The 19,470-nt window shown below is 69.0% G+C and carries 27 protein-coding genes and 2 pseudogenes (1 of these 29 only partly in view); 14 read left to right on the forward strand and 15 right to left on the reverse strand.

What is annotated here, in order from left to right; translation table 11 throughout:
• Positions 1-323 (reverse strand): annotated as a pseudogene (locus D471_RS36125) (glycoside hydrolase family 6 protein); the annotation flags it as partial.
• A 203-nt stretch (positions 324-526) separates the two neighbouring features.
• Complete coding sequence (locus tag D471_RS0125220; protein WP_017601187.1) at positions 527-937, reverse strand: DoxX family protein; 411 nt, start codon at positions 935-937, stop codon at positions 527-529.
• A gap of 104 nt (positions 938-1,041) precedes the next feature.
• Here D471_RS0125220 and D471_RS36130 point away from each other — a divergent pair, with 104 nt between their 5' ends.
• Positions 1,042-1,791: a spermine/spermidine synthase domain-containing protein gene (locus D471_RS36130; RefSeq protein ID WP_017601188.1), complete on the forward strand. Its 750-nt coding sequence runs from the start codon at positions 1,042-1,044 to the stop codon at positions 1,789-1,791.
• Here the strand turns inward: D471_RS36130 and D471_RS0125230 are convergent.
• A complete protein-coding gene (locus D471_RS0125230; RefSeq protein WP_017601189.1) occupies positions 1,770-1,985 on the reverse strand; it encodes an EF-hand domain-containing protein in 216 nt (71 codons plus the stop codon). The two genes, D471_RS36130 and D471_RS0125230, sit on opposite strands and share 22 nt — an antisense overlap.
• Positions 1,986-2,313: 328 nt before the next feature.
• On the opposite strand from D471_RS0125230, the gene D471_RS0125235 reads away from it, so the two are divergent.
• The 4 genes from D471_RS0125235 to D471_RS0125250 all read left to right on the forward strand — a co-directional run bounded on the left by D471_RS0125235 (position 2,314) and on the right by D471_RS0125250 (position 6,067).
• Positions 2,314-3,282 (forward strand): PstS family phosphate ABC transporter substrate-binding protein, encoded by a 969-nt coding sequence (locus D471_RS0125235; RefSeq protein WP_017601190.1) that lies wholly within the window; start codon positions 2,314-2,316, stop codon positions 3,280-3,282.
• Positions 3,283-3,325: 43 nt separating this feature from the next.
• Positions 3,326-4,270: a phosphate ABC transporter permease subunit PstC gene (gene pstC, locus D471_RS0125240; RefSeq protein ID WP_051059250.1), complete on the forward strand. Its 945-nt coding sequence runs from the start codon at positions 3,326-3,328 to the stop codon at positions 4,268-4,270.
• Complete coding sequence (pstA, locus tag D471_RS0125245; RefSeq protein ID WP_017601192.1) at positions 4,271-5,218, forward strand: phosphate ABC transporter permease PstA; 948 nt, start codon at positions 4,271-4,273, stop codon at positions 5,216-5,218.
• Between the two features lie 123 nt (positions 5,219-5,341).
• The gene (locus tag D471_RS0125250; RefSeq protein WP_017601193.1) at positions 5,342-6,067 is read left to right on the forward strand and encodes a response regulator transcription factor; all 726 of its coding nucleotides are present in this window, start codon (positions 5,342-5,344) and stop codon (positions 6,065-6,067) included.
• A gap of 20 nt (positions 6,068-6,087) precedes the next feature.
• Here the strand turns inward: D471_RS0125250 and D471_RS36135 are convergent, their stop codons facing one another.
• Both D471_RS36135 and D471_RS0125260 read right to left on the reverse strand, forming a co-directional pair.
• Positions 6,088-6,306 carry a hypothetical protein gene (locus tag D471_RS36135; RefSeq protein WP_017601194.1) on the reverse strand — a complete coding sequence of 73 codons (219 nt, stop codon included), beginning with the start codon at positions 6,304-6,306 and terminating at the stop codon, positions 6,088-6,090.
• A gap of 86 nt (positions 6,307-6,392) precedes the next feature.
• Positions 6,393-6,665, reverse strand: a complete 273-nt coding sequence (locus D471_RS0125260; protein WP_017601195.1) for an AbrB/MazE/SpoVT family DNA-binding domain-containing protein — start codon at positions 6,663-6,665, stop codon at positions 6,393-6,395.
• A gap of 301 nt (positions 6,666-6,966) precedes the next feature.
• Here D471_RS0125260 and D471_RS0125265 point away from each other — a divergent pair, with 301 nt between their 5' ends.
• Positions 6,967-7,299: a putative quinol monooxygenase gene (locus D471_RS0125265; protein WP_017601196.1), complete on the forward strand. Its 333-nt coding sequence runs from the start codon at positions 6,967-6,969 to the stop codon at positions 7,297-7,299.
• 251 nt (positions 7,300-7,550) lie between these two features.
• The gene (locus tag D471_RS0125270) at positions 7,551-8,747 is read left to right on the forward strand and encodes a methyltransferase domain-containing protein (protein WP_017601197.1); all 1,197 of its coding nucleotides are present in this window, start codon (positions 7,551-7,553) and stop codon (positions 8,745-8,747) included.
• 102 nt (positions 8,748-8,849) lie between these two features.
• Here D471_RS0125270 and D471_RS38740 read toward each other — a convergent pair.
• The 3 genes and pseudogenes from D471_RS38740 to D471_RS0125275 form a co-directional block, all read right to left on the reverse strand.
• A pseudogene (locus tag D471_RS38740) lies at positions 8,850-8,930 on the reverse strand (DUF397 domain-containing protein); the annotation flags it as partial.
• A gap of 364 nt (positions 8,931-9,294) precedes the next feature.
• Positions 9,295-9,477: a DUF397 domain-containing protein gene (locus D471_RS38745; RefSeq protein WP_241479712.1), complete on the reverse strand. Its 183-nt coding sequence runs from the start codon at positions 9,475-9,477 to the stop codon at positions 9,295-9,297.
• 12 nt (positions 9,478-9,489) lie between these two features.
• Positions 9,490-10,314 carry a helix-turn-helix domain-containing protein gene (locus tag D471_RS0125275; protein WP_394296862.1) on the reverse strand — a complete coding sequence of 275 codons (825 nt, stop codon included), beginning with the start codon at positions 10,312-10,314 and terminating at the stop codon, positions 9,490-9,492.
• Positions 10,315-10,518: 204 nt separating this feature from the next.
• Here D471_RS0125275 and D471_RS0125280 point away from each other — a divergent pair, with 204 nt between their 5' ends.
• From D471_RS0125280 to D471_RS40990, 4 genes are all read left to right on the forward strand, one after another.
• Positions 10,519-10,773 carry a hypothetical protein gene (locus D471_RS0125280; protein ID WP_017601199.1) on the forward strand — a complete coding sequence of 85 codons (255 nt, stop codon included), beginning with the start codon at positions 10,519-10,521 and terminating at the stop codon, positions 10,771-10,773.
• Positions 10,773-11,015: a hypothetical protein gene (locus D471_RS0125285; RefSeq protein WP_017601200.1), complete on the forward strand. Its 243-nt coding sequence runs from the start codon at positions 10,773-10,775 to the stop codon at positions 11,013-11,015. Before D471_RS0125280 ends, D471_RS0125285 begins: the two co-directional genes overlap by 1 nt.
• On the forward strand, positions 11,012-11,245 hold the full coding sequence (locus D471_RS0125290) for a hypothetical protein (RefSeq protein ID WP_017601201.1): 234 nt from the start codon (positions 11,012-11,014) through the stop codon (positions 11,243-11,245). The genes D471_RS0125285 and D471_RS0125290 overlap by 4 nt, the downstream gene beginning before the upstream one ends.
• Positions 11,246-11,328: 83 nt before the next feature.
• The gene (locus D471_RS40990) at positions 11,329-11,490 is read left to right on the forward strand and encodes a hypothetical protein (protein ID WP_017601202.1); all 162 of its coding nucleotides are present in this window, start codon (positions 11,329-11,331) and stop codon (positions 11,488-11,490) included.
• On the opposite strand, the gene D471_RS0125300 is transcribed toward D471_RS40990, so the two are convergent.
• The 5 genes from D471_RS0125300 to trxA form a co-directional block, all read right to left on the reverse strand.
• Entirely contained in the window at positions 11,487-12,299 is an 813-nt protein-coding gene (locus tag D471_RS0125300; RefSeq protein ID WP_017601203.1) for a response regulator transcription factor, read from the reverse strand. The two genes, D471_RS40990 and D471_RS0125300, sit on opposite strands and share 4 nt — an antisense overlap.
• A 52-nt stretch (positions 12,300-12,351) precedes the next feature.
• Complete coding sequence (gene pstB, locus D471_RS0125305; RefSeq protein WP_017601204.1) at positions 12,352-13,224, reverse strand: phosphate ABC transporter ATP-binding protein PstB; 873 nt, start codon at positions 13,222-13,224, stop codon at positions 12,352-12,354.
• A gap of 308 nt (positions 13,225-13,532) precedes the next feature.
• Positions 13,533-13,724 carry a Txe/YoeB family addiction module toxin gene (locus tag D471_RS36140; protein ID WP_017601205.1) on the reverse strand — a complete coding sequence of 64 codons (192 nt, stop codon included), beginning with the start codon at positions 13,722-13,724 and terminating at the stop codon, positions 13,533-13,535.
• 69 nt (positions 13,725-13,793) lie between these two features.
• Positions 13,794-13,937, reverse strand: a complete 144-nt coding sequence (locus D471_RS40450; RefSeq protein WP_161630119.1) for a hypothetical protein — start codon at positions 13,935-13,937, stop codon at positions 13,794-13,796.
• 305 nt (positions 13,938-14,242) lie between these two features.
• A complete protein-coding gene (gene trxA / locus D471_RS0125325) occupies positions 14,243-14,641 on the reverse strand; it encodes a thioredoxin (protein WP_017601208.1) in 399 nt (132 codons plus the stop codon).
• 284 nt (positions 14,642-14,925) lie between these two features.
• On the opposite strand from trxA, the gene D471_RS0125330 reads away from it, so the two are divergent.
• On the forward strand, positions 14,926-15,273 hold the full coding sequence (locus D471_RS0125330; protein ID WP_017601209.1) for a DUF202 domain-containing protein: 348 nt from the start codon (positions 14,926-14,928) through the stop codon (positions 15,271-15,273).
• A complete protein-coding gene (locus tag D471_RS0125335) occupies positions 15,267-15,644 on the forward strand; it encodes a DUF202 domain-containing protein (protein WP_017601210.1) in 378 nt (125 codons plus the stop codon). Before D471_RS0125330 ends, D471_RS0125335 begins: the two co-directional genes overlap by 7 nt.
• Positions 15,645-15,764: 120 nt before the next feature.
• Here the strand turns inward: D471_RS0125335 and D471_RS0125340 are convergent, their stop codons facing one another.
• Both D471_RS0125340 and D471_RS0125345 read right to left on the reverse strand, forming a co-directional pair.
• Entirely contained in the window at positions 15,765-16,748 is a 984-nt protein-coding gene (locus D471_RS0125340) for an NAD-dependent epimerase/dehydratase family protein (protein ID WP_017601211.1), read from the reverse strand.
• Between the two features lie 152 nt (positions 16,749-16,900).
• Positions 16,901-17,614, reverse strand: a complete 714-nt coding sequence (locus D471_RS0125345; RefSeq protein WP_017601212.1) for a PIG-L deacetylase family protein — start codon at positions 17,612-17,614, stop codon at positions 16,901-16,903.
• Between the two features lie 1,024 nt (positions 17,615-18,638).
• Here D471_RS0125345 and D471_RS0125350 point away from each other — a divergent pair.
• Positions 18,639-19,470, forward strand: the 5' portion of a protein-coding gene (locus D471_RS0125350) for a glycosyltransferase family 2 protein (RefSeq protein WP_017601213.1). It continues 770 nt past the right edge of the window; the window shows 832 of its 1,602 coding nt (coding positions 1-832); its start codon is at positions 18,639-18,641; its stop codon lies beyond the right edge, outside the window.

Genomic DNA, 19,470 nt, shown 5'->3' on the forward strand with positions numbered 1-19,470 from the left:
GGGATGTTGTAGACGACCAGGATGGGGACCTGGTCCCGGGCGTCCGCGGCGCCGACCAGCGCGTCGACCTCCGCGCGGACCTCGTCGGGGTTGTGCTGGGCGAACCAGGTGGCCTGGGCGACCGAGGCGATGCGGTCGCCGATCACGTCGGCCCGCGGGTCGTCCGGGTTCTCCCGGACCCACACGGCCGCGGACGTGTCGGGGTTGACGTAGAACTCGGACTCGTCGGCCGAGGCCGGCGCCACGCCGAGCAGGGCGGCGCCGAGGGCCAGGGCCGTGACGGAGCCCAGGGCGGCTCCGACGGCTGTACGTGTTCGGGACATGAGCCTTCCTTCGTGGGTTGACCCCCGTCGTGCTCTTCCAGGACCCCCGTGCGTCGTCTCGTCTGTCGGCCCCCGTTCACGCGGTGCCGGGAGCACTCCCGTTTGGGAGCGCTCCCAAGCGCCGTCAGGCTACCCTGTGACGTGTCCTGTGCACAGGGGGGTGACGGAAGTGTTTCCGGGGCGTGCGCCCGCCCCGGCGCCGGTCAGCCCTCGGGGGAGTCGCCCGACCTCGGCCGGGCCTGGAGGGCCGCCCAGATCAGCGGGATCTGGAGGGGGACACGCCCCCAGGCGACCAGCCTGTTGTCGGCGACCGCCGGAAGCCGCCCCGAACCCGCGTCCAGGGCCATCCGCACGTTGGCGGGCCACACCGCGAGCAACAGCGCGGCACTGGCCGGACCGGCCCACCGTCGGCGGGTCAGCAGTCCGAACCCGCATGCCAGTTCGGCCACCCCGCTGCCGTACACGAAGGCCCGGTGGGCGGGAAGACGCCGGGGCATGATCGTCTCGAAGGGCTTGGGTGCGGCGAAGTGCAGCGTTCCCGAGGCGACGAACAGGCACCCCAGGGCGCGCGGAGCCACCGCGCGCAGTCTCTCCAGGCGGGTGTTCACGGTCATGCACACTCCTCTCGTGACGCGCCGCCCACAAACCTACTCGTCGGTAGTCCCGGGGGCCACCGCCCGCCCCCCGCACGGGTCCCCGCTGCGGGCACAATGTGGGCATGGAACAGCGGAGATCGGAGCGGACGGCGGACACCGCCCCCGGGGGCGGGGAGACGGTCACCCTGGAGCGGGTGACCGGTCAGACCGGAGGCGACCTGGTCCTGCGCCGGGTCGGCGCGCACTACGAGATCTACTCCAACGGGGTCTTCCTCATGGACACCCGTGACGGGACCTCGGAGCGGGAGATGGTGCGGGCGAGCCTGTCCGCGCTGCCCCACGGGCGGTCCCTGGCACGCGTGCTGATCGGGGGGCTCGGCGTGGGCTTCTCCGCGCGCGAGGCCCTCGACCACCCCCGGGTGGCCCGCGTCGACGTGGTCGAACTCGAACCGAGGGTCATCGCCTGGCACGACGGCGAACTCGGGGAGGCGGCCGGGTACGTCCACCGCGACCCGCGCTGCCGGGTGCACAACGCCGACATCGTGGCCTGGCTCGACGACGCCCGGGCCGCCGCCGACCCCGTCCGCTACGACGTCATCTGCCTGGACACCGACAACGGCCCCGACTGGACGGTCGTCGAGGGTAACGGCCGACTGTACGAGGGCGCCGGGCTGGACACGCTCGCCGACCTGCTCGCCCCGGGCGGGCTGCTGGCCTTCTGGAGCGCCAACAGCGTGTCCGCCTTCGAGGAGGCGTTGCGCGCCCGCTTCGCCTCGGTGGAGGTCATCGAGGTGCCCGTCGCCCGGGGTGTGCCCGATGTCGTGTACCTGGCGGGCTCGCCCTCGGCGGATCAGTCCTCGCTCGACATGTAGTCGGCGAACTCCCGCAGGGTGATCAGCCCGTCTCCGTCCTGGTCCATGGCCTCGATCGCCTTTCGGGCCTGCTCCTCGGTGCAGGTGTCGCCCAGGCGGTGCATGAGGTCGGCGTACTCCTGGGCGGAGATGCGCCCGTCGCTGTCGGCGTCGACGAACGCGAAGGTCGTCGCGTACTCGTTGGTGTCGGGCATCGGGGTCCCCTTCTCGGCTCTGGTTGCTGTGGCTCGCGCCAGCGTATCGGGGGCGCCACCGGCCAGGAAGGACACGGCGCGGCACGCGGAGGGGACGGCGTGTGATGGAATGTCACTCTGGGTAATAATAAGAATGCTCTTGGTTGTTTCCCGGTGGCGCGGGGGTGAATTGAGTCGGCTCCTTCATCTTTCGTTCATCTTTTCTCTTTTCCCTGATCAGTCGGACGGCCTTGCATGGGGAACGTGCTCGGCGGGACACGCCGGGCGGTCCCTGCACTGGGTCGGCGGCCCCCTGCCGACCCGAAAGTAACGAGTCGAGGATTCCCACGTGATCTCCAAGAAGTGGCTTCAGGTCGCCGGCGTCGCCGGAGTGGTTCCGTTCATCCTCACCGCGTGCGGTGGGAACAGCGACGGTGGCGACGGTGGCGACGGCGGTTCGGAGCTGTCCGGCACCATCGCGATCGACGGTTCGAGCACCGTCGGCCCCCTCTCCGAGGTCGCCGCCGAGATGTTCATGAACGAGAACTCCGGCGTCCAGGTCTCGGTCGCCCAGTCGGGCACCGGCGGCGGGTTCGAGAAGTTCTGCCAGGGCGAGACCGATATGAACGACGCCTCGCGCGAGATCAAGGACGAGGAGATCGCCGCCTGCGAGGAGAACGAGATCGCGTTCGAGAGCGTCCAGGTCGCCAACGACGCCCTCGCGATCGTCGTCAACCCCGAGAACCCCCTGGAGTGCATCACCGTCGACCAGGCCAGCCAGATCTGGAACGAGGGCTCCACCGTCTCCACCTGGGGCGACGTCGACGGGATCGACGTGGGCGACCTCTCCGGCGAGGACATCACCCTCTACGGCCCCGGCTCCTCCTCCGGCACGTTCGACTACTTCACCGACGCCATCAACGGTGAGGAGGGCGTGATCCGCAACGACTACACCGACATCGGTGAGGACGACCAGGCCGCCGTCGTCGGCGTCGAGGGCGACGCGGGCGCCATGGCCTACATCCCCTACTCCTACTTCACCGAGGCCGGCGACGCGGTCAAGCCGCTCCAGATCGACGCCGGCGACGGCTGCGTGGAGCCCACCCTGGAGAACGTCCAGGACGGCTCCTACACCCCCCTGGGCCGCGGGCTCTTCGTCTACGCCAGTGACGTCGCCCTCCAGGAGCAGGCCGCCGTGGACTTCATGAACTTCTACATCGAGAACTCCGACCAGATCACCGAGACCGCCGGGTACGTTCCGCTGACCGAGGAGCAGAAGGCCGCGGCCAACGAGCAGATCGAGTCCCTCACCTCCTGACCGCCCTCGATCCGAGAGCACACCAGCCATGGCAAAAAGCAGCATGGCGACCCCTCCGGCCGGCGCTGACCAGCGCCGGCCGTTGGCGGGCGCCGGATCCTCCCACCTGGGCGAGAAGAGCATCAAGTTCCTCCTCGCCCTGTGCGCGGCCTTCTCCATCATCGTCACCACCGGGATCGTCGTCGCCCTCGTGGTCCCCACGGTGAGCTTCTTCGGGGAGATCACCTTCTCCGAGTTCCTCTTCGGCACCGTCTGGCAGCCGGCGTTCGCCAACCCCTCGTTCGGTGTCCTGCCGATCGTCGTGGGAACGCTGATCGTCGTCGTGACCGCGCTCCTGGTCGCGATTCCGATCGGTCTCGCCTCCGCCGTCTACCTGTCCGAGTACGCCTCACCGCGCGTGCGCAAGACGATCAAGCCGGTCCTGGAGGTCCTGGAGGGCATCCCCACCGTCGCGATCGGCCTCTTCGCGTTCTTCTTCATGCGCCCGATCGCGGAGAGCCTGTTCCCGTTCTTCCCCTGGGAGACCCCGTTCTCCATCGGTATCGCGGGTATGGCCGTGGGCCTGCTCATCGTGCCGCTGGTCGCCTCCGTGTCCGAGGACGCGATGCGGTCGGTCCCCGGAGGGCTCCGTGAGGGCGCCTACGCGCTCGGTTCCAGCAAGATGCGGGTGACCCTGCGCGTGGTGTTCCCGGCCGCGATCTCCGGCATCATCGCCGGGATCGTGCTCGGCACCTCCCGCGCGATCGGCGAGACGATGGTCGTCCTCATCGCCGCGGGCGCGGGCAACCCGAACCTGACGTTCGACTGGTTCAACTCCGCCCAGACCATGACCGCCTACATCGGCGGCACCGCGACCGGCGACATCCCGCAGGGCACGATCGTCTACGACACGATCTTCGCCGTCGGCACCCTGCTCTTCTCGATGACGCTGGTCATGAACATCATCGCGACCCGTCTGGTCCGCCGCTTCCGTGAGGTGTACGAGTAAATGGTCATCGACAAGGGAAAGCGGCCCCAGAGGTCGCGGTTGGCCGTCGCGGGCGCCCGGGCGGCCACCGACAGCATCTTCGCCACGTCGTCGCGCTCGGACCGGATCGGCAACGTGCTGTTCCGGTCCCTGCTGCTGCTCGGCATGGGCGTCGCCCTGCTGGGCCTGGTGGCCATCATCCTCTGGTCGCTCGTCGAGGGCGCGCCCCGGCTGGACGCCGAGCTGATCACCGAGGGTCCGTCCTCCATCATGCCGGAGAGCGCCGGGTACCGGACCGCCATCCTCGGCACGCTGTGGGTCATCGGCGGCGTCGTGCTGTTCATCGTCCCCGTGGGCGTGGGCGCGGCGATCTACCTGGAGGAGTACGCGGACAAGACCCGGTGGTGGAACCGCGCCATCGAGGTGAACATCCAGAACCTGGCGGCCGTGCCGTCCATCGTGTTCGGCATCCTGGGCCTGGCGTTCATCGTCCGCGGCCCGCTCAGCCTCGGGTTCGTGGCCGCCGCGGGTTCGTTCACACTGTCCCTGCTCGTGTTGCCGACGGTCATCCTCGCCGCGCGTGAGGCGATCAAGGCCGTGCCGAACTCGACCCGGCTGGGCTCGCTCGGCCTGGGCGCGACCAAGTGGCAGACCATCTGGCACCACGTCCTGCCGGGCGCGCTGCCCGGGATCCTGACCGGCCTCATCCTCTCCGTCTCGCGCGCGATCGGTGAGTCCGCGCCGCTGCTGCTGGTCGGCGCCGTCACGTTCGTGACCTTCGACCCCTCCTTCCTCGAGGGCCAGTACTCGGTGCTGCCGGTGCAGATCTACAACTACGCCGGCCGCCCCCAGGAGGAGTTCCGCGTCCTCGCCGCCGCCGGTGTGATCCTCATGCTGGCCGTGCTGCTGACGATGAACTCGTTCGCGATCTGGCTGCGCAACCACTACGAGAACAAGAACGCGAGATGACCGGGGTGCCCGCGAGCGCACCCCGGGCCGCGCCCGTGGACGCCCACGGGCCCGCTCGTTCGGTCAGCCTCCCGACCGGCGCCACGGCCGTGTCGGGTTCGTCCCGTCCCTGGAGGTCCGCGCGTGGAGTCTCCGTCGGCCCCGGAGGGGCGGCCGCTGCTGTTGGTGGGCGAGTCGGACGGGCGGGCCGCGAACGAGTTGCGCGCGCTGTTGGCCGACGAGCCGATCGACGTGTTGTTCTGCGCCGAGGCGCCCAGGGCCCTGCTGCTGCTCGGCCGGGAGGGGCCCGACGCCGTGCTCCTGGGCGCCATGGACGGGCCGATCGACTCGCTGGAGTTCCTGCGCATCGTCCGCAGCTCGGACCGGGTCCTGCCGGTGGTGGTGGGCGTGCCGAGCGGAGACGCGTCGTACGCCGACACGGCGCGCTCCCTCGGGGCGACGCTCACGGTGGAGCGGCCCTACGGCGCCGCTGACCTGGTGCCCTCGGTGCGGGCCCTGCTCCGGGGGCTCGTGCGAGATCCGCACGGCTCGGCCCCCATCGACCTGGGGCGGCTGCGGGTGGACGGCGAGGCCCCGGCGTTCCGGCTCGACGGGGCGCTCGTGGCGCTGCCCCCGACGGAGCACCTGCTGCTCCGGCACCTGGCGCGCAACGTCGACGCGGTGGTCCCGCGCCAGGAGTTGGTCCGGGCGGCCTGGGCCGGTGACGCGGACGTGCGGAGCAACACGCTCAACGTGCACATCATGCGGTTGCGAAGACGCCTGGGCGACGACCGCGCGCGCCCGCGGTGGATCAGCACGGTGCACGGGGTGGGGTACCGGCTCACCGTGCCGGAGGCGGGCTGCGGCTGAGGTCGTTCACGGAGCGCCTGTCAGGGCGGTCCGGGGTTGAAGATGGCGTGTGTGCCCACCCGACGCCAGATAACATGCGGCTTGCCCGGGTAGCGTTCGTTGCCGTACTCCCACGTCGCGCGCCCGTCGGGCGCCCAGGTCATCTCGTAGACCCCCGGGGCGCCCTGGACTCCCTTGACACGCAGGCCCGGTCGGAACCGCCCCTTTTCCACGTCGGGTGCGAACTCGGTGGTGACCACCCGCCGGAAGCGCTCCGCTTGTTGGCGGGTGAGCTTCTTGAAGTCGGCCTGGAAGCGGGGGGTGGTGGCGAACGTGGCCAGTGCTCTCAGTGCTCCTCGTCGTGTTCCAGAACGTCGAACATCGACTCAGCGTCCTCGAACTCCTCGGTCTGACCGGCGGCGATCTGTTCGCTGGCCTCCCGCTCACCCCGCTGCCACTCGGGGTCCCAGAACCACGCCTGGTCGGCGGGGACCGAGGTCATGCCCCTGAGCGTGACCTGGCCGCTCTCCGTGATGTCGAACTCGACCTCGTCGCCCTCACGGATGTGCAGCGCCTCGGCGACCTCACGGGGCAGGGTGACCTGGTTCTTACGACGCATCACCGCACGTCGACGTCTCGCCTTCGTCTCGCTCATGACTGGTGGCCCTTCCCGTCCCAAAGGGGTGTGCCCCGGCTTCCCCATACCGGCGACACGGTTCCATCATGACTCTGATGGTCGGAGAGTACAACTTTCCTACCGTACTTGCGTGGGAAACGCGGAAGGCGGCGTGTGACCAGACCCTCGCCGCGTGCGATTCCCTGGTCCCCGGTACCCGGGCATGATGGGTGGACGGAGCGTCGGCGGGGCGGCGGCCCCGGTCCGGCGCGGACGAACGCACCCACAGCGAAGCGAGAGCCCGTTGATCTTCATCACCGTCAAGTTCACCGTCCGCCCCGAGCGCGCCGACGGGTGGCTCGACCTCACCCGCTCCTTCACCGAGGCCACCCGTGCCGAGCCGGGCAACGTCTTCTTCGAGTGGTCCCGCTCGGTCGACGAGGACCACGTCTTCTACCTGGTCGAGGCGTTCACCGACGGTGAGGCCGGGCGCGCGCACGTGGAGTCCGCGCACTTCGCCAAGGCGATGGAGGACATGTCCTACGCGATCGCGGAGCGTCCCTCGATCGTCTCCACCGACATCCCCGGGATGAGCGGCTGGGGAGAGATGGGAGAGACGGCTCCCCGCGAGGCCTGACCGGCCCGGCTGTCGCCGTTCCCTACCCGTGTCCGGCTGGGCCACGCTCTCCAGTCCGCATTCGGCCATTCCTGTGACATGGTGAGTGCGTGCGGTTACGGTCGTGGTGTAGGTCCTCTCAACGCCAGGAGAGCGCGATGGGTAAGCACAGCAACCCCGACAAGCCCCAAGACCAGCGCGGCGACCCCAAGGACAACGACAGCCAGTACCCCTCCCCACACGGTGGCGGTGGGGAGAAGCAAGGCAAATAGGTGGACGAACTCACCGAACGGCGATCCGCGCTCGTCGACCGGCTCACCTCCCGGGGCACCCTGACCGATCCGGCGTGGCGCGCCGCCATGCTCAAGGTGCCCCGGCACGCCTTCCTCCCCGAGACCGTGTGGGGCGAGGACACCGCCGCTGCGGACGGGCGCCTCACCACAGTCGTCCGCTCACACCCGGACTGGATCCGGTGGGCCTACGACGACGTCTCCGTCATCACCCAGGTCGACGACGGAACCCCCGCCTTCCCTGACGGGCGCGGAGACAGGGCGACCTCCTCGGTCTCCCAACCTTCCCTCGTCGCGGAGATGCTTCAAGCACTCGACGTGGAGGACGGGACGAGCGTGCTGGAGATCGGCACCGCCACCGGGTACAACTGCGCCCTGTTGTGCGAACGCTCGGGTTCGGAGAACGTGACCTCGGTCGAGCTGGATCCCGTTCTCGCCAAACAGGCTGCGGCCAACCTGCGCTTGATCGGGTACAAACCGCACCTGGTGGTCGGTGACGGCGCGCTGGGGGTGCCCGAACGAGCTCCGTTCGACCGGATTCTCGCCACCGTCGCGGCACGTGACATCCCCAAGGCCTGGATCGCCCAGACCCGTCCCGGAGGCGTGGTCGTCACCCCTTGGGCGACGGGGTTCGCCACCACGGCACTGCTGCGGCTGGTGGTGGGTGAAGACGGTACCGCGTACGGGCGTGTGCTCGGCGACGCGCCCTTCATGTGGCTACGTGGCCAACGGGTCGTTCCCGGCGAGTTGCGTGACCACGTCGACGAGACCGCTGAGGGGGTCGAGGAGTTCCGGGCCGGACTGGATTCGATGCCGGTCTGTGACGCGGACCCGGCGGGTGGCTTGGCCCTGACGGTCGGGGCGCTTGTCCCGGGCCTGAGCCTTACTCGGTTCCACGCCACGGACGGCAGCGGCGAAGCGAGCGTGTATTTCTATGACCGGCGGGGCTCGTGGGTCCTCATCGAGTACACCCCGGGTGCCGACGCGTACGAGGCTTACCGGTTCGGACCACGGGACCTGTGCGCGGAGATCGAGCACGCTGTGCGTGCTTGGTGGGGTGCCGGTCGCCCGAGGCGGGATCGGATGGGGCTGACGGTCACCACCGAGGGGCAGCGGGTGTGGATCGACGACCCGGACCACGAACTGCTGCCGCCCCGGTCCGGTCAAGGGTGGTCGTAGCCTGGCCGGATCACCGGGTCCCTCGATACACTCGGCGTGGGATTGCATCAGGTAATGCAGCGACAGGCCCCCGATCGACGATCGGGGGCCTGTTCGCTTCCGCTACAGATCGCGTGTACGCGCGGTGGACAGTAGCGCTGCCCACTCCTCAGTGGGGAAGACCAGATACCCCAGCGTCCGGTTCTGGGTGTCGCGGGAAGGGCTGAGGGCTGATGGGTCACCGCAGGGAAGTGAACTGTTTCAACTGCGACGGCAAGAAGACGGTCCAGGAGTCTCGGGACGGTGTCGTCGTGAACGTACCGTGCCCGATGTGCGGCGGCAACGGAAAGCAGCCCAGCTGAGCTGACCCGCATCCGTGAGGGAGCAGCGGGGTCTGTCGCACATCCTCCGACTCTCGCTGAGCCCCCACATGACGCTCCGGGTCGACTGCCCCGGTCCGGTCGGGGGCGTCCGTAGCCTGGCCGCACAGAGCTTCCGCCGATAGACTCTTCGTGGGATGAATACACAGAGGACCCCGCCCTTGCAAGGGCGGGGTCCTCTGCATGTCCTAGGCCTGGAGTCGAACGGCGTTGACGGCCGCCGCCCACTCCTTGGACGGGAACGTCAAATACCCGAGGTGTCGGTTCTCGGTGTCCCGCACGGCGGATGTACCTGGAACGTCAGCGATCTCGACGCATGCGGATTCGTTTGGGCTGTAGGACGACTTGCGGAACTCCAGGGATGAATACACGGGTGCCTTCTTCTAGTCGGTGATCATGTTTCTCAACAGCTCGACCGTCGCGGCCTTGGACAGCGCATCGGCTGCCACGTCGTCGAGTGCGCTTCGGTAGTCGGCGACCTGGGATGGTTCGGTCAGGTAGACACCGTGGCCACGTGTCTCCAGGTAGACGACGCTCGGGTCCCTCTCATCCGCGTAGTCCAGGATCACCGTTGACCCGTGCATACAGCCGTGGAGACCGACGCCTATAGGAAGCACCTGGAGCGTGACGCCGTTGACGGAGTCCGCAACGTCTACCAGGCGCCGGATCTGTCCCTGCGCGAGGTCGGGCGTCGCTGCGAGGCGCAGGAGAACGGCCTCGTCGATCACGCACCGGAACTCGGGTGCGTCTGGTTCGTCAAGGATTTTCTGGCGTTCCATGCGTGCTGCGACGATGCGTTCGATCTCGGCTTCCGTGCGGGCCAGTGACGCGCGGGCGGACGCTGCGGCGTACTCAGGCGTTTGGAGCAGGCCGGGAACGACGATCGGGTGAAACGCCGAGATCTTGGAAGCTCTCGCCTCGAAGCTGATGAATCCGTCATCGAGGATGTCTTCGTACTGCTTCCACCACGGTTTCGTGCGTGCTTGGCGGCGGAGAGCAAGGAGCGCTTCACGGCGGACAGGGTCGGTCACCTTGTAAACGTCCATGAGGGCCTTGAGAGCGGAGACGTCAGGAACGCTGTGTCTGCCGCCCTCCATGTGGTTCAGGCGTCCTGAGGACCAGTCGAGGGCAGCTCTGGCCTCCTCAACGGTCATCGCCGCCGCCTCACGCATGTGTCGCAGCTCGGCAGCGAGTCGACGCTGCTCAATGGTCGGTGCTTTCTGTGCTGCTGCCACGTCTCCGCCTTTGCTGAGGTGCCTTCTGGATCATAGATGCCCTGGTCAGAAGCGGGCATTTCGGTCAGTCTGACGATGTCCTATTGACGCGTCAGTCTGACACAGTCAATATGGTTCTTGTATTCATTCCAACGGCCGGACCTCCCATCCGGCATCCCGAACCCTGGAGGTGCGCCCGTGCGCTACCTGCTGTTGTTCCTGCTGGCGTCGTGGCCGCTGTCCCGCGCCACCGCCCGCCCCGAGTTGCCTGACCGCTCCACCCCTGGTGTGGCCCGTCGGCTCGTGCGCGGCCTGCGCCCCCGTCGTGCGGCACGTGCCCGCCGCTACGCCTGCCCCGGCCCGGCGCTGCCGTTCGTCGTGTCCGGCCCCGGTGACCTGCTGCGCCTGGTGCCCACCACGGGCCTGTCCTGGTTGCGGGCGGGGGTGCGGTGATGGACCGCCTGGAAGCGCGCCGGGCCCTGGACGAGCTGATCGCGGGCCGGTGGGTGCTCTCCTACGAGATCGACGACGCCGGAGCGAAGACCTACACCGCCCGGCGGCCGGTCGGCTGGACCGGCCACGGCAACCCCCACACCCGCCTGGAAGCTGCCTCCTACCGGGAGCTGTTCGGCGTGATCGCCCGCCACACCAGGGACGGGGCCGTGCCCGCGCCCCGGGACGGAGGTCCGCGATGAGGAAGCGGCGGACGGTGTGCGAGATCCGCCAGGTGGCCTCGATGAGCGAACTGCGCCTGTGGGCGCGTGTGCACGGCGCCCGCGTCCGGTGGATGGGGGCCACGTGTGAGGGCGGTGAGGTCTGGGGCGCCACGAGGGGTGTGGCCACCCGGGTGTGCGTGACCGAACCGGACGGGCGCGTCCACCCCCTCGTGTGGCGCTCTCCCTTCGAGAAGCCGTCCCGCAGGTAACCGGCGAAAGGACCGCCGTGCCCCGGGGTGATGGCCCCCATCACCCGGAACCCGGGGCGCGGCCCGTGGAGAGGACCCCCGTGATGGGTGAGGAGTGGGAGGACCGGCCGTTGACGGCCGAGGAGGAGCGGGCGGTGCGGGTCCAGGACCGCTGGGTCGCGCTGCGGCTGGAATGGGAGGAGGAGCTCCGAGCCCGGGGCGAACGGGTCCCGGGACCGTTCGAGAACGTCGACTGGGGCGACTAGGGCGTGAGGGTGTCCAGGCGGTAACCGATCCCGCGGACGGTGTGGATGAACCGGGGCTGGGACTCGGAGTCGCCGAGCTTGTGGCGCAGGCGCCTGATGTGCACGGCGATCGTGTTGTTCACCGGAGGCAGGGGCTTGTGCCACACCTCGGTCCACAACTCCTCACGGCTCACGACGCGCCCGCTGTTGCGCATGAGGAAGTCCATGATCCCGAACTCCCGCAGCGCGAGGTTGACCGGGTTCCCGTCGACGAACAGCCGGTGGCCCAGCGCGTCGAGCTCCAGGGCTCCGGACCGCAGGGCCGTCGGCTGCTGACCTCCGGAGGCCGTAGTGGGGGTGTCGGCCCCGGGGAGCGATCCGCGCAGCAGCGCGGAGAGCTCAGGAATCCGGTAGGGGCGATTGACGCAGGCGGTGGCCCCCGCGGTGAGGGCCCTGAGGGCCCGCTGGGAGTCGCCCGCGCCCACCCCGATGAGGATGGGGATGTCGGTCGCGCGCCGCACCACGCGCACCAGCGTCTCCAGGTCGACCTCGGGGGGAGCCGCGCTGGTGACGAGCGTGTCCGGTCGGATCATGCCGATCCGGAGCAGTGCCTCGGCCCCGTCGACGCAGACGGTGATGTCCATGTCGTGCCCGCTGAGCGAGAGCACGAGCTGGTGCGACTGCTCCGACTCCGGCTCCACCAGCAGGACGCGGATCGGCCCCTCCGTCCGTTCGCCGGGGTCGCCCCGCTCCACCCGCTCCACCCGCTCCTCCTCGTCCGGAGCTCCCGAGGGCTGCGGGACGGAGGTGGAGGGGGTGAACGCGGGCATGGGCGATCCACTTCGTCGAAGGGGAGGGAGGACGGGGCGCGTGGCGGGCGGCCTACCCGAAGCGTCCGGAGATGTAGTCCTCGGTCCGCTTGTCGGAGGGCTTGCTGAAGATCGTCGCCGTCTCGTCGAACTCGACCAGGCCGCCGAAGCGGTCGCCGTTGTCGTCGACGGCGGCGGTGAAGAAGGCGGTCCGGTCCGAGACGCGCGCGGCCTGCTGCATGTTGTGGGTGACGATGACGATGGTGAACTCGTCGGCGAGCTCATACATCAGGTCCTCGATCTTGAGGGTCGCGATGGGGTCGAGCGCGGAGCACGGCTCGTCCATCAGGATCACCTCGGGGTTGACCGCGATCGCCCGCGCGATGCACAGCCGCTGCTGCTGACCGCCGGAGAGGGCGAACGCGCTCTCCTTGAGCTTGTCCTTGACCTCGTCCCACAGGGCGGCCTTGGTCAACGACTCCTCGACCAGGTCGTCCAGACCGCTGCGCACGCCCTTGATGCGGGGGCCGAAGGCGATGTTGTCGTAGATCGACTTGGGGAACGGGTTCGGCTTCTGGAAGACCATGCCGATCCTGCGGCGGACCTCGATCGGGTCGACGGCGGGGTCGTACAGGTCCTCGCCGTGGTAGGTCACGCTGCCCTCGACCCGGGCCCCCGGGATGAGGTCGTTCATCCGGTTGAGGGTGCGCAGCACGGTGCTCTTGCCGCAGCCGGACGGGCCGATCATCGCGGTGATCTGACGCGGTCCGACCTTCATGTTCACGTCGCGGACGGCCTTGTTGGAGCCGTAGTAGATGGAGAGGCCGCTGACGTCGAAGACGGGTTCGTCCAGCCCGGGAACCTCCCGGTTGTACCGGACGGTGTCGGGGGCGACGCCACGGCCGGACTCGGAGCCACGGGGAGTCGCGGTGTTGCTGACAGACATGAGGCCACTTCCGGGTCGGACGGAGCTTGCGCGGTCGGTGGGGGGGCGGATCCGCGGAGCGCGGTCGTACCCATGCAAAGGTGTCCGAATGAAGCGGAGGTGAACGAACCTCGTGGCCAAAGTGAACGTGTGCGGTGAACTCGGATGATTCCGGATGTCACCGTTTCGACCGGGACGATCGGAGAGGGTGTGGACACCGTACGTGACCGGATGTGAGGTGACGGTGTCGGTGACCGGACGGGGGCGGTGGACGAACGGGTGGGTGATCACGGCCGACCGGAGCCGCCCCGAGCACCGGCATCCGGGCTCTAGTCATAGTGCCCTCGAGCGCTGACCACGGTGATGGCGTCGTCGGTGACGCGGTACACCAGTCGGTGTTCGCCGGTGATGCGCCGTGACCAGTAGCCGGACAGATCGCGCTTCAACGGTTCAGGTTTTCCGGTTCCGTTGAACGGGTCCCGCACGGCTTCCGAGATCAGTGCGTAGACCTTCTTGACCATCTTCGCTGTCCGTGGCCGTCCAGTAGCCGAGGTCCTTCCACGCTTCGGGGTGGAAAACCACGTTCCGCATCAGGTGTCCTCACCCGCGAGTCGGGCGATGTCGTCCAGAGACACCTCGGTCAGTTCGACGCGACCGCTCTCGATGTCATCGATTCGCCGGTCGATGTCCTCGCGGGTCGGTTCGGGTAGTTCGCGTAGCAGCTGGTGGTACATCTGCACTCAGCTTTCCGGAACGATCCTGTAGCCGGACTGGCGTAGGGCCGCCTCAAGCGCGGGAGCGAGCACGGCGGTCGGTTCGTCAGGGTCGTAGGAGTGCGCGGCAGTCATGGTGGGTCTCCTCCTCGGTGCCCACCCCCGAATGCTATGCGGGGTACCCGTGTCCGTCCCGTGTTCGGGAGAACCGGGGACGGCGTCGCCCTCCGAGCCCGTCGGCTTGTCGTCGAACCCCTACCGACCGGAACCGCCCCGAGCGCCGGTGCTCGCGGTGCCCGGGGCGTTCGCGTCCGGTCGCCGGAGGCTCACTCCTGGGCGGCGGGCCCCTCGCCGTCGCCCGCGGCGGCCTGCTGCTCGGCGATCTTCGCGCGGACCTCGTCCATGTCCAGCTCGCGGGCCTGGGTGATCAGGCTCTCCAGGGCCTCGGCCGGGAGCGCCCCCGCCTCGTTGTAGATGACGGTCCGGTCGCGGACGACCATCAGGGTCGGGATGGAGCGGATCTCGAACTCGAAGGCGAGCTCGCGCTGGTCCTCGGTGTCCACCTTGGCGTGTACGACGTCGGCGTGCTTCTCCGAGGACTGCTCGAACACCGGGGCGAACTGGCGGCAGGGGCCGCACCACTCGGCCCAGAAGTCGATGAGGACGAGGTCGTTGTCCTTGAGGGTCTCGGCGAAGTTGTCCTTGGTGAGTTCGACTGTGGGCACGGGGTCTCCTGAAATCTGATCGTCGTCTGGTGTCGACCTGCGGCCAACGGCCATCCTCTTCCAGTGCTACAGCGGCGGCGTCCTCCGGTTTGTTCCATACCCGGCAGGCACGGCCGGGGGACGCCGCCGACCTGTCGTTTTTCGACTAAAAACGGATGACATACCTGTTTGGGAGGATGGGCGCGCTCGGGCTAGGGTCGGCTCATGGGACACGCTCCCATTGTCGTGACCACGGTGCCAACTGTGGCCCGAAAGTCGAAAACACAAGGTCAACGGGGGGACGGATGGGTACGAATGCATCCGGGAAGGGCGCCCCGGTCGACTACCGCTTCACCCTCGCCAACGAGCGCACCTTCCTCGCCTGGTTGCGCACGGCCCTCGCCCTCCTCGCCGGGGCCGTCGCCGTCCTGCACCTGCTCCCGCTCGACTGGAACGAGGCCCAGCGCACCACGGTGGGCCTGACCCTGACCGTCCTGGCCGGGGTCATCGCCGTGTACGCGCCCCTGCGCTGGTACCACGTGCAGAAGGTCATGAGCCGGGGCGAGACCCTGCGGATGAGCGTGCTGCCCATCGTGGCCACGGTCGCGGTCTTCGCCGTGTGCGCCGTCATCCTCTGGGGCAACCTGTGGTGACCACCGGGTACGACGAGGACCGGGACCCGGGGCTCCAGCCCGAGCGCACCCTCCTGTCCTGGCATCGGACACTGATCCTGGTGTTCTTGGTGGGTCTGCTGTACCTGCGCGGGGCCCTGGTTCCCGGCGGCGTCGCGGTCACGGAGGCGCCCGTGGGCGTGCGGTTGGCCACCCTGGCCGCCCTCCTGCTGCTGTGCGCGGTCCTCGGCCTGCACCTGTGGTACCGGTGGCGCCGGACCGGGCGCGGTCTGCGCGACCCCGCCACAGGGGAGCCTCCCCCGACCCTGGCCAGCCCGTGGGCGCTGGGTCTGCTCAGCGCGGGCGTCCTCGGGCTGTGCGTCGTCCTCGCGGTGACGGCCCTCCTGGCCTGAGCGGGCGCCCGCTGGCGTCCGTATGCCCTGATCGGGCTGGTGCGGGCGCCCGGCGGCCGTGCTCCCTTCCCTCATGCGGGTACGGGGGGCGCGCCGGGGCCCGTCGACGGCCGCTTCCCGTCAGGCCGGAGTCGGCACGGATCGGGCCGAGCGACGGTGCTCGACGATCGAGTGGATGATGTCGTTGAGGTCGCGGGTGGGCTCGAAGCCGATCAGCCGCCGGGCCAGCGAGGTGTCGGGGTAGCGGCGCTGCATGTCCTCGTACCCCTCGCCGTAGGCCTCCTCGTAGTCGACGTAGGTGATCGCGCTGGAGGACCCGGTCAGCTCGACCACGCGGTCGGCGAGCCCCTTGATCGACACCTCCTCCCGGCCGCCCAGGTTGACGGCGCGGTTGTACGCCTCCGGGGTCTCCATCAGCCGGGTCATCGCGGGAACGACGTCGAAGACCGAGCCGAAGCAGCGGCGTTGCGTGCCGGTGCCGTACACGGTGATCGGCTCACCGGCCAGCGCCTGGCCGACGAAGCGCGGGACGACCATGCCGTAGCGGCCGGTCTGCCGGGGTCCGACCACGTTGAAGAACCTGGTGATGACGCACGGGACCCCGGACTCCACGCCGTGGACGTAGGCGACCAGTTCGTCCAGGCCCTTGGCGGCCGCGTACGACCACCGGCTCTTGGTCGGCGACCCGTAGACGCGGTCGTCGTCCTCGGTGAGGCCGTCGGCGTCGTTCTTGCCGTACACCTCGCTGGTCGAGGCGACCATGTACGGCACCCGGTGGGCCACGGCGGCCTCCACCACGTTCTCCGTCCCGTGCAGGTTGGTCCGTAGGGAACGGAGGGGGTTGTCCACGATCGTGTGGACGCCGACCGCCGCGGCCAGGTGGTAGACGGCGTCGGACTCGGCGACGAGGGAGCCGACGAGGCCCCGGTCGAGGATGTCGCCGTGGACGAAGCGGAACCCCGGCGCCCGTTCCGCGTGCGCCAGGTTGTCGGCCGACCCCGTCGACAGGTCGTCGAGCACGGTGACGTCATGCCCCTGCGCGACCAGGTGGTCGCACAGGTGTGAGCCGATGAAACCGGCGCCGCCGGTGACGAGGATCTTCATCGTTGACCTCCACTGAGGGGGTTGTGCGTTGTCGTTCTTCTTGAGACTGGGTGGATCGCATGGGAAGGGTGGGAAGCGTGCGGATCGCGGGTTGGTCGGGGACGGATCGGGGACGTCGCCGGTGGTGCCCCGCGGGTGTGCCGCCCAGGGGCTCAGGCGAGCTGGCGCAGGACGTGGAACCCCTCGGCGAACGCGACTCCGGCCTGCATGCCCCGGAGGACGGCCAGGGCGCGCAGGGTCGCCTCGGAGCGGGTGTGCGGGTGGGGGTGGCTCTGTGACCCGTAGGCCGCCATGGCCTGGAGTTTGTCCGCCATGGCCTTCTCGTCCAGTTCGACCAGGAGGGTCGGCGGGCCGGTCGGCTCGGTCCGCCACTGGTCCGCGGCCTCCTCGTAGGCGAGGACCAGAGGGGGGTGGTGCCGGAGAGCGGCGTTGGAGGGGCGCAGCGCGGTGTGCGCGGCCTCGGCGACGGCCCGGTGGTCCTGGTTGTAGCTGGTGTGGTGCGGCGTGAGCACGACCGTGGGCCGGAGGCGGGAGATCGAGATCGGGCTCTCGTGCTCGATCACCTGCGCGAGCCGCATCCGGCCCACGAGGTCGAGCTTGAGGTGGTACTCGTCGCCGGGCAGGGCCATGTGCCAGTCGTCCCAGTGGAAGTGGTCGCGCACCTGCTTGATCTCGGCGAAGCGCTCCTCGGCGGTGGAGAAGCCCCGGGGGGACAGGTCGGCGGTGTCCCCGACCGTCATGAACTGCACGAAGACCTCGGCGCCCGCGTCCTTGGCCTTGCTCATGAGACCGCCGCAGCCAAGGGTCTCGTCGTCGGGGTGGGGTGCGAGGACCAGGATGCGCTCCTGGGACCAGTCTGTCTTCATGCCAGTTTCCCGTCCTTTGGCGAAAGGTGCGTGTGGGGGATTCCGGTCGGTCGACACGAGTGTGTTTGGGACCGGAGTGGGGAGCGGGACCCGTGTGATGTGTGGTCGTTGCCGTGGTGGCGGTGGCCATGAGGCAGGGTCAGGGCTCCGGGGTTGTCGGGACTCCAGGGGCCTTGGGGGCTTCAGGGGAGCCTTGAACGCACAGGGGGGCGGGTCCGTTCGCTGGTGCGGAGGGGGGATCCGGGCCGGGCGGTGTCGTCTCGTGCGCCGGCGGACGACTGGGGCAGGTGACCGGTGGCGCGGGTTCGCCCTCGTTTCGGCGAACGTGTGTGCGGATTCCGCATGCCCGTGGCCACAGAACGGTGTTTTGTGGCCAATGTGTTCAGAGAGACCCTCGTGATGTCTGTTTCCCCGCTCATGTCACGAGTCGTGTCCTTTATGAGGTTCTCTTGTCTTGCTCGGATGGTCGGGGGGTGGGGATTCTCTTGGTCTACTACGTGGTTTCGGTTATGTCGGAGGGGTGCTTCGAGCCGTTCCGGGTTTGGTGTCGTGGCCACCTTCCGGAAAGGGGCGGATCTGTCGATTCTCCTGCCTTCGCCGGTCGCTCGCGGTGGGGAGAACCTGCGAGGTCGGGCGTTCGCCGAGCGCGGATGAGCGGCATCGTGGCTGGTGGCATGGGGTCCTGCGGTTCCGTTTTCCCCCGGATCGGGGCCCCGCGTGGCTGAGGTGGGCGCTTGGTCGCCGATCACGCCTGGCGTTCTCCTTGTCTCTTCGTGTCACCGTTCATGAGGTTTTCCGGTTTTTCGGGCAGTATCCAACAAACCGGAGTGGGGCGGGCTCCGGTCGTCATCACAAATATCCTCTAATGGGTACCACCTCACGCAAGCCCGTGGATACGATTTGCGTGGCCTACATAGGACGCGAAGCCGGGTGAACCCATCCGAGTCGCAGAGCGTCAACCTAACGCCGACTTTGCGGTTAATGTCGGTCCGAAAACCAGTGACTTCCGGAGGGTCCCAGGGTTGTGCGTATCGTGCGTTTCATCGGAGGCCTGCTGGCGGGGTTGGTCGCCCTCGTGCTGGCAGCGGCACTGTTCGTCTACTGGTTCGACTTCGCCACGACCTCGGTCGCGGAGGCTGGGGGAGGCGCACTCGCCTATGCCTTCCTGTGGCTGGCGTTCGGCGCGAACCTCTTGTGGTGGACCGTCGTAGGACTGCTACGGCTGGGTGAGGGGTCGGTCCGAACCGTCGTCGGAGGCCGGGCCCGCGCTCGGAGGCGGGACGAGGTCACGGCGGGCGCCGCCGGCGAACGCGTCCTCGTCGGCGCCGGAGCCCCCGGACCAGGGGCGGCCACGGCGATCGGGGCGGGCACGGACACCGTCGACCCGGCAACCGAGGCGGCCGAGGCCGCCTCCTCCGGCGGCCCGGAACCGGGTGACGTGGCGCCACTCGGCGGCGCGGTCGCTCCGGACCGGGTGGAGGGGGCCGACGCCCCCGGGGACGTGAGCATCGCCGTCATCATCCCGGCGCACAACGAGGAACCGGTGATCGGCGGCGCGATCGACTCGGCGCTGAGGCTGTTCGACCGGTGGGACGTGTACGTCGTCTCGGACTCCTCCAAGGACGCCACGGCCGACATCGCCGCCAGGACCGGTGTGAACGTCCTGGAGCTGCTCACCAACCGCGGGAAGGCGGGCGCGCTGGAGGCGGTGATCGAGGAGTTCGCGCTGACCGAGCACTACGACGGCGTGCTCATCCTGGACGCCGACACCGAGCTGGACCCCAGGTACGTCGAAGGCGCCAAGCGGCAGCTCAAGGACCCGGACGTGGCGGCCGTGGCCGGGTTCGTCGTGTCGG

Origin of the sequence: Nocardiopsis lucentensis DSM 44048 (assembly GCF_000341125.1) — a bacterium.
GTDB lineage: Bacteria > Actinomycetota > Actinomycetes > Streptosporangiales > Streptosporangiaceae > Nocardiopsis > Nocardiopsis lucentensis.

Excerpts from the sequence above, each read along its gene's own strand:
- D471_RS0125260 (WP_017601195.1), bottom strand. The coding sequence starts at position 6,665 with ATGCGTCGTAAGAACCAGGTCACCCTGCCCCGTGAGGTCGCCGAGGCG.
- pstC (WP_051059250.1), top strand. The coding sequence starts at position 3,326 with ATGGCGACCCCTCCGGCCGGCGCTGACCAGCGCCGGCCGTTGGCGGGC.
- pstB (WP_017601204.1), bottom strand. The coding sequence starts at position 13,224 with ATGTCTGTCAGCAACACCGCGACTCCCCGTGGCTCCGAGTCCGGCCGT.
- D471_RS0125300 (WP_017601203.1), bottom strand. The coding sequence starts at position 12,299 with ATGCCCGCGTTCACCCCCTCCACCTCCGTCCCGCAGCCCTCGGGAGCT.
- D471_RS40450 (WP_161630119.1), bottom strand. The coding sequence starts at position 13,937 with ATGTACCACCAGCTGCTACGCGAACTACCCGAACCGACCCGCGAGGAC.
- D471_RS0125285 (WP_017601200.1), top strand. The coding sequence starts at position 10,773 with ATGGACCGCCTGGAAGCGCGCCGGGCCCTGGACGAGCTGATCGCGGGC.
- D471_RS0125340 (WP_017601211.1), bottom strand. The coding sequence starts at position 16,748 with ATGAAGATCCTCGTCACCGGCGGCGCCGGTTTCATCGGCTCACACCTG.
- D471_RS36140 (WP_017601205.1), bottom strand. The coding sequence starts at position 13,724 with ATGGTCAAGAAGGTCTACGCACTGATCTCGGAAGCCGTGCGGGACCCG.
- D471_RS0125330 (WP_017601209.1), top strand. The coding sequence starts at position 14,926 with ATGGGTACGAATGCATCCGGGAAGGGCGCCCCGGTCGACTACCGCTTC.
- D471_RS0125345 (WP_017601212.1), bottom strand. The coding sequence starts at position 17,614 with ATGAAGACAGACTGGTCCCAGGAGCGCATCCTGGTCCTCGCACCCCAC.
- D471_RS0125290 (WP_017601201.1), top strand. The coding sequence starts at position 11,012 with ATGAGGAAGCGGCGGACGGTGTGCGAGATCCGCCAGGTGGCCTCGATG.
- D471_RS40990 (WP_017601202.1), top strand. The coding sequence starts at position 11,329 with ATGGGTGAGGAGTGGGAGGACCGGCCGTTGACGGCCGAGGAGGAGCGG.
- D471_RS0125230 (WP_017601189.1), bottom strand. The coding sequence starts at position 1,985 with ATGCCCGACACCAACGAGTACGCGACGACCTTCGCGTTCGTCGACGCC.
- D471_RS0125220 (WP_017601187.1), bottom strand. The coding sequence starts at position 937 with ATGACCGTGAACACCCGCCTGGAGAGACTGCGCGCGGTGGCTCCGCGC.
- D471_RS36130 (WP_017601188.1), top strand. The coding sequence starts at position 1,042 with ATGGAACAGCGGAGATCGGAGCGGACGGCGGACACCGCCCCCGGGGGC.
- pstA (WP_017601192.1), top strand. The coding sequence starts at position 4,271 with ATGGTCATCGACAAGGGAAAGCGGCCCCAGAGGTCGCGGTTGGCCGTC.